At 41.9% G+C, this 6,789-nt stretch carries 6 protein-coding genes; 3 read left to right on the forward strand and 3 right to left on the reverse strand.

The window, feature by feature from the left end; all coding sequences use genetic code 11:
- Positions 1 to 42 precede the first annotated feature (42 nt).
- Positions 43 to 888: an ABC transporter ATP-binding protein gene (locus A5295_RS00345; RefSeq protein WP_082915431.1), complete on the forward strand. Its 846-nt coding sequence runs from the start codon at positions 43 to 45 to the stop codon at positions 886 to 888.
- A gap of 45 nt (positions 889 to 933) precedes the next feature.
- Positions 934 to 1,533 (forward strand): FMN-binding protein, encoded by a 600-nt coding sequence (locus A5295_RS00350; RefSeq protein WP_064621414.1) that lies wholly within the window; start codon positions 934 to 936, stop codon positions 1,531 to 1,533.
- A gap of 12 nt (positions 1,534 to 1,545) precedes the next feature.
- On the opposite strand, the gene A5295_RS00355 is transcribed toward A5295_RS00350, so the two are convergent.
- Complete coding sequence (locus A5295_RS00355; protein ID WP_004109891.1) at positions 1,546 to 1,782, reverse strand: hypothetical protein; 237 nt, start codon at positions 1,780 to 1,782, stop codon at positions 1,546 to 1,548.
- 378 nt (positions 1,783 to 2,160) lie between these two features.
- Here A5295_RS00355 and A5295_RS00360 point away from each other — a divergent pair, with 378 nt between their 5' ends.
- The gene (locus tag A5295_RS00360; RefSeq protein ID WP_004111479.1) at positions 2,161 to 3,420 is read left to right on the forward strand and encodes an alkaline phosphatase family protein; all 1,260 of its coding nucleotides are present in this window, start codon (positions 2,161 to 2,163) and stop codon (positions 3,418 to 3,420) included.
- 109 nt (positions 3,421 to 3,529) lie between these two features.
- Here A5295_RS00360 and A5295_RS00365 read toward each other — a convergent pair whose 3' ends face one another.
- Together A5295_RS00365 and tyrS are read right to left on the reverse strand one after the other, a co-directional pair.
- Positions 3,530 to 5,161 carry a hypothetical protein gene (locus A5295_RS00365; RefSeq protein WP_012914104.1) on the reverse strand — a complete coding sequence of 544 codons (1,632 nt, stop codon included), beginning with the start codon at positions 5,159 to 5,161 and terminating at the stop codon, positions 3,530 to 3,532.
- A 152-nt stretch (positions 5,162 to 5,313) separates the two neighbouring features.
- Positions 5,314 to 6,633, reverse strand: a complete 1,320-nt coding sequence (tyrS, locus tag A5295_RS00370) for a tyrosine--tRNA ligase (protein ID WP_012914103.1) — start codon at positions 6,631 to 6,633, stop codon at positions 5,314 to 5,316.
- Between the last annotated feature and the right edge of the window lie 156 nt (positions 6,634 to 6,789).

A 6,789-nucleotide genomic window follows, 5' to 3' on the forward strand; every position in this document is an offset into this window, starting at 1 on the left:
GTAAATTTAGAGATTGTTTAAGATTTGAGTTAAGGATTTAATATGACAGAGAATATAGAAAATAAGTTAGATAGCGCGGAGTCTAAGTCAAAAATGCTGTTGACTTTGGATCATATTTCCAAGATTTACGGCTCTCTTCGTGCGGTTGACGATTTGTCGCTTACTGTGCCAGAAGGTGAGTGGCTTTCTATTGTTGGCTCCAGTGGCTCTGGCAAAACAACACTCATGAACATTATTGGCTGCATGGATTCGCCGTCCAAGGGTTCCGTGTCTTTGCAAGGCCGCAAACTTGAGGATTTGAACGCAGGTCAGCTTGCAGACGTTCGTAAAAACGTAATCGGCTTAGTTTTTCAAAAGTTTTATCTTGTGCCGCATTTAACGGCAGTTGAAAACGTGATGGTTGCGCAATACTATCATTCGGTTGTTGACGAAGCTCAAGCAATGGATGCTTTGGATCGCGTGGGTTTAAAGGATCGCGCTCACCATTTGCCAAGCCAGCTTTCTGGTGGCGAGCAGCAGCGTGTTTGCGTTGCTCGTGCGCTTATTAACTGCCCTAAGTTGCTTCTTGCGGATGAGCCGACTGGCAATTTGGATGAAAAAAATGAGCAGATTGTGCTCGACTTGTTTAAGCAGCTACACAAGCAAGGCACGACGATTATTGTTGTAACTCACGATTCTTTGGTAGCTCAATGCGCGGATCGCGAAATTATGCTTAATCACGGTGTGCTTGTTGGTGAGCGCTGGAATAATGAGGATGCGCGTAAAGTATACGAGGCGATTGGCGGCAAGCCTGCGTTTACGAGTGCTCACGTTGATGAAAGCGTTGCGGAAGCTTTGCAAGACCATGAGCCTACTAAGTCGCCTAAATTAGCGAATTTAGATGATTAGTTGCGCAAGGTTTTAAAATATACAAGATTTAAAGGCGATGATTTTATGGTTTCAGATAATATGTTTCACGATGTTTCACGCGACGATTTGAAATCCAAAAAAGTTACGAAAACCGTTGCTGCGCTTGCGATTGTAGCTGCATCGTCCGCTATGTTTTCTGCTTGCGGCGAGCCGAGCGCTGTGCCGATGAACGATGAGTTTGCTGGCAATTCTGGTCAAAGCGCGGATGATGGTGGTAATCCTTCTGGAAAGTACGATGCTGGTGCTCAGCAATCTAAATCTTCTGCGCAAAGTGAGGATTCTCAGAACCAGCAGAATCAGCCTAAAACAGACACTGGCAATTACAAAGATGGCGACTATAAAGTCAAAGCTACGTATGGTCCGGTTGCAGAAGACAGTTTTGATGTGCGCTTAAGTGTTGCAAATGGAAATGTTAGCGATGTGCAAATGACGCTTCATCCGTTTACGCCGATTTCAAGAGGCCATATGGATGCATTCTCAAAGGCTATTCCAGGAAAAATCGTTGGAAAACCGTTGAAAGATTTGCATATTTCGGTTGTTGCTGGAGCAAGTTGGACTAGCGATGCCTTCAACAAAGCACTTGACGTTGCTCGCCAAGAGGCTTCAATTCAATCCGCAAAATAATCTACAACCACCTTAATCTTTGACTTCAAGAATAGTGCCTTCGTCGCGAATCATTGTTGCTGCCATGGCTCCGGTTGCTGCCATAAATGGAATAATAGCATCACTGTATTCGTCCATGAACTGTGCAAAATCATGATTCCAAGAAATAATTGCAACATACAAAAGAAGGAACTCAACTGCTGTAAATAATGCCCACTTAAGAATCCAAATAAGCGTTTTTTTAATAACTTTTATAGAGTCCTTGCTCATGAGTTGCCTTCTTTCCAATTTGCTGTTTTGTTCGTGAGCATTGTAGTTAATTCATGTACATTGCTTCTCGTTCGTATGTATTTTGTATTTCTAGTATAAATATTGCAATTCTTTGCAGCAATATGATGTACTCAAAACTTAATACTCAACGTAATGGTAGATTGCCAATAAGTCTTAAATCTTTACAAATCGCTTTCATCAATAGGGTGACCTTGTGGACGCTTTATTACTCGCCACAAAATCACCAATGTTAAGACGCCATTTGCAATTCCGTAGTAATAAATCCAAGGAACGTGAATAAGCCCACAAATAAAGCATGAWATNAATATTTGTTATTCGCGTTTTGTTCAATGCAATATAAGTGGTTCAATAGTAAGTATGAGTGCTGAAATACCGTCTGAAAATGATCTTTTGCAATTTGTTGGTAATGTTAAGTACGGTGATTTTTCTAATTCCGCAGTTAATGAAAATTTTTCTTACGATTTTAATGAAAAAAATCTTGGTGGAGCGTTACATATATCTTCGGTTCTTCCAGCTTTAAGTGATGCAATAGATGCTCCTGTTAAAACAGCTATTCATAACGATCCACACGCTTTGCGAGAAAGTCTTGGTTTCCCTAAATCTAATTCTGCAATTGTAGTGTTAATAGATGGTTTAGGATACTGGAATATTCTTATGCGCAAAGGTCACGCTCCTTATTTACGATCCTTGCTTAACGAATCAATAAATCAACGACCAATTAGCACGTGCGTTCCAAGCACAACTGTTGCTGCAATGGCTACTTTTGGAACAGGCACATGTCCTGGTCTTACTTGCATGACCGGTTACACGCAAAAGAATTCTCAAACTGGTAAACTTGCGCAGCTTATTCAATTTAATGATGCGCCTGATCCGCTAGTTTTGCAGCAAGAGCCGACTATATTTGAAAGTTTAGTTTCTAATGGAGTCCGTGCAGATAGCGTGGGATTACCAAAGTTTGAAAATACTCCTCTTACCAAAGCTGCTTTTCGTGGAGCAAATTATATTACTGCTGGAACTCCTAGAGCTCGCATTCTTAAGGCTGCTAATAACAGTAAAACTCCAGGTTTAACTTATATGTATTTACGTGACGCTGATAAAACCGGTCATAATTATGGTTGGGATTCTCAGCAGTGGGTTTCTGTTTTTGAGCAAATTGACGAGCAGTTGCGTCTTTTACGAGCAAATTGTGCTCCTGGAACATTAATTGTTATTACTGCAGATCATGGGATGATTAAATCCGATCCCAATAAGCGAATTGATATTGCTAAACATGATGAGCTGATAAAAGGCGTATCGATGGTTGGCGGTGAACCTCGTTCTGTAATGTTGTATGCTAACAGTGACGCAAATCCTGAAGATATTATTTACCGTTGGCGTGAATATTTTGGAACTAATGCAATTGTACGCAGTAAAAAACAAGCCATTGACGATGGTATTTTTGGTTTAGTAAACAACAGGGCAGAGGATGTTATTGGCGATGTTATTGTGCAAGCTTGTGGAGCTTACACAATTGTTGATTCTCGCATTCAATCTGATAAAGCTATGAGTTTACCTAGCGTTCATGGATCGATGACTCATATGGAAATGGATATTCCGTGCCTCATAGATTTAGTGTAAGCGATTTTTGCTTCTATTATTGAAAATATTTTATAAATATCAACTCTCAAAGCAGCAAGTGCCCGGCTTACTTAAAAGCAGCCGGGCGCAAATATTCAAATGTTACGAACTACTCTTCGTCAGCGTGAACAGCACTCATCTCGATTGTATCCGTATTATCCGCATTCTCAGAGTTACTTGTCTCTTCTGAGTCTTCTAAATCTTCAGAATCTTCAGTTGCTTCAGATTCTTCATCAGCATATTCATCAGATTCTTCATCAGGAGCAAATTGAGCATCATCTTCACTCATGCCAATTTCATCCATCATGTCATCATTCAAATGCTCTAAATCATAGTCGATAACAATATCATCAGGATTTATATCTTCGTCATCAACATCAGCATACTGTTGCTCAAGCTTATCAAGCAAAGACTCTAATTCAATTGCTTCGTCACTACGCCCGGCTTCTTCCAAGAAGTATTGTTCTGCTTGAACTGCACGCATACGATACTCCCCAGGAAGACCCTTTGAACGACCCATTGCATGAACCAATTCAATAGCCTTATCAGCATGACCAGTATCAGCCAAAACACCTGCATAAACGAGGAACATTTCGGCTTTTACTTCTCCCCTTAAGGTTTTTGCTTCATCTGACATGCAAATTTCTAAAGCCTTATCTAGATTTCCCATACCGCGCTCGCAATCGGCAATAAATGGCAAATAATCAAGGTAACCATTCATTCGCATTGCAGTGCGGAATTCCTTAGAAGCAAGTTTGTAATCGCCCTGACGATAGGCCACAAAAGCTAAAGTTTCGCGAGCAAAATCAATACGAGAAGCTTGCTTAGCAGCCCACTTTGCATGTTCTAATGCAAGTTCAGGATTTTCTTCTTGCAAAGTATAAGCTGCAAGAATATGAAGACCAATATTTTCAGCATGCTCCTTTGAAAGACCGCGCAAACGCTCGCGATCTTCTTTAGAAAGCATTGCCCATTCCAAACCTTTTGGCATCTTAGGTTCACCAGGGCGACGTGCTGTATAAGGATTTTGAGATGGATAAGAAACAGTTCCGTCAGAATTGCGGCGTGGACCATCTTCAAAGCGGAAGTTACTACGCGAATTTGTGCTACGATTATCTCTGCGATCGTCACGACGATCAAAACGACGCTCATTATCTCTGCGCTCATCGCGACGATCGTCTCTGCGGTCATCACGGAAGCCACCCTTAGAGCCTTTATGGAAATCTTTATGGAAATCGCCATTGCTATGGTTCTCACGACGATTATCCCTGCGATCGTCACGATGGTTAAAACGATGTTCACCATCAAACTTCTTGTAGCGTGGGTTGCCACCTTCTTCACCAGAATGTTCAAAATCTCTAGAGCGACGGTCATCGCGACAATCATCTATACGATCAAAATGACGGTTACGATCAAAGCGACGATCATTATCGCGATTCTCTGAGCGGAATCCGTCCTTCTTAAAACCATTCTTCTTAAAACCACCGCGACGGTCATCTTTACGATCGTCATGACGGTTAAAACGACGATCACCATCACGCTTTACGCCAGAGTGGAAGCTCTCTTCACGGTCATCATCATTACGGCGGAAACCACCCTTCTTAAAACCGCCTTTATGGAAACCATCCTTATGGAAACCACCGCGACGCTCGCTACTTTTACCACCATTGCGATGACCAAATCCACCACGTTCACCAAAAGATTTCTTACCACTCCGCGAGTGTTCGCGTTCTTCGCCCATTCTGGCATACCTCTCATCTATGTGCAATTTTATTACAAAATCACATTTTAATTATATTCATAAAACAACTAAACATCTGCTGAAGCAAGCTATAGCATACATCAAGCAGCAAGCTTACAACAGATGTATTTTTAATAAATCACAAACATTTATTAAGCGCGCTCTACGGCACCGATAGCTTTCTTGCCACGGCGAAGCAAAGCGAAACGACCGTGCAAGAAAGAGCCCTCACTTAACACATCGTCGACACCACTTACACGTTCATTATTCAGATACAAACCGCCTGCTTCAATAGCACGACGAGCTTCAGAAACAGTGCGGAACAGACCAGCGGCAACTGCAGCCTCAACAACACGATCTGCAACTTTAGCCTTAGCGAAATCTAAACTACCGTCTTCAGCCTTAACCTTAACGCCATCTAAAGCAGCTTCAAGAGTCTGCTCATCAATATTGCAAAGATCACCACGTCCAAACAAAGCGGAAGAAGCTTCAATAGCCTGGTTTGTTAAATCTTCACCGTGAACGAAACTTGTAACTTCCCACGCAAGCACGCGCTGAGCTTCACGACTTCCAGGATCATCCTGAATTTGCTGAGCTAAACGCTCAATTTCATCTTTTGGCAAGAAAGTGAACACCTTAAGCAACTTAACAACTTCATCATCAGGCTGATTGAACCAGAACTGGTAGAAGCGATAAGGGCTAAGCATAGAAGGATCAAGCCACATGGCATTACCTTCTGACTTACCAAACTTACGACCTTGATTATCTGTAATAATCGGGCTAGTAAACACGTTTACGGATGTGCCACGAACCTTACGAATCAAATCCATGCCGGAAGTGAGATTACCCCACTGATCCGAACCGCCAAGTTGCAAAGTTACGTCGTAATTATCAAACAAGTACAAGAAGTCGTTGCCTTGCAAAACTTGATAGCTAAACTCAGCAAAAGAAATACCTTCATCGGAATTTAAGCGACGAGCCACAATATCCTTAGAAAGCATTGTGCCAACACGGAAATTCTTACCAACATCACGCAAGAAGTCGATAGCAGACATCTTAGAAACCCAGTCGTAATTGCTGACAAAACGAACAGGATTTTCACCATCAAGAGGCAAAATTCTGCCAATCTGCTTACGCAAACGTTCAGCCCAGCCAGCCACAATATCCTTAGAATTAAGAGTGCGTTCTCCGCTTTGACGAGGGTCACCAATCAAACCAGTGGCACCACCAACTAAAGCAATAGGATGATGACCTGCAGCCTGCAAATGGCGCATATTAATAAGCTGTACAAGATTACCAATATGCAATGAAGCAGCAGTAGGATCGTAACCGCAATAATACGTTAATGGTTCTCCGTCAAGCGCTTGAGCAAGCTGCTGCTCATCAGTAGATTGTGAAATTAATCCACGCCACTTAAGCTCTTCAAACAAAGAAGCAAAACCTGCTTCCTTGTAGTTCCTGACCTGAGCCATTCGTATCTCCTTAATACAGAATACCGATAAATATCGGGCGCTTTGCGCGTCCACAAGCCTTTCAATTTTTGCAGCACATGACGACACGCATAATAAAAAAGTGCCAAATATTATAAAGTACAATATTTGGCACTATAACGTGACAGCTAATAATCT

It is taken from the genome of Gardnerella sp. 26-12, assembly GCF_001660745.1.
GTDB lineage: Bacteria > Actinomycetota > Actinomycetes > Actinomycetales > Bifidobacteriaceae > Bifidobacterium > Bifidobacterium swidsinskii.

Coding starts and splice junctions, on each gene's coding strand:
- A5295_RS00355 (WP_004109891.1), bottom strand. CDS start 1,782: ATGAGCAAGGACTCTATAAAAGTTATTAAAAAAACGCTTATTTGGATT.
- tyrS (WP_012914103.1), bottom strand. CDS start 6,633: ATGGCTCAGGTCAGGAACTACAAGGAAGCAGGTTTTGCTTCTTTGTTT.
- A5295_RS00365 (WP_012914104.1), bottom strand. CDS start 5,161: ATGGGCGAAGAACGCGAACACTCGCGGAGTGGTAAGAAATCTTTTGGT.
- A5295_RS00360 (WP_004111479.1), top strand. CDS start 2,161: ATGAGTGCTGAAATACCGTCTGAAAATGATCTTTTGCAATTTGTTGGT.
- A5295_RS00345 (WP_082915431.1), top strand. CDS start 43: ATGACAGAGAATATAGAAAATAAGTTAGATAGCGCGGAGTCTAAGTCA.
- A5295_RS00350 (WP_064621414.1), top strand. CDS start 934: ATGGTTTCAGATAATATGTTTCACGATGTTTCACGCGACGATTTGAAA.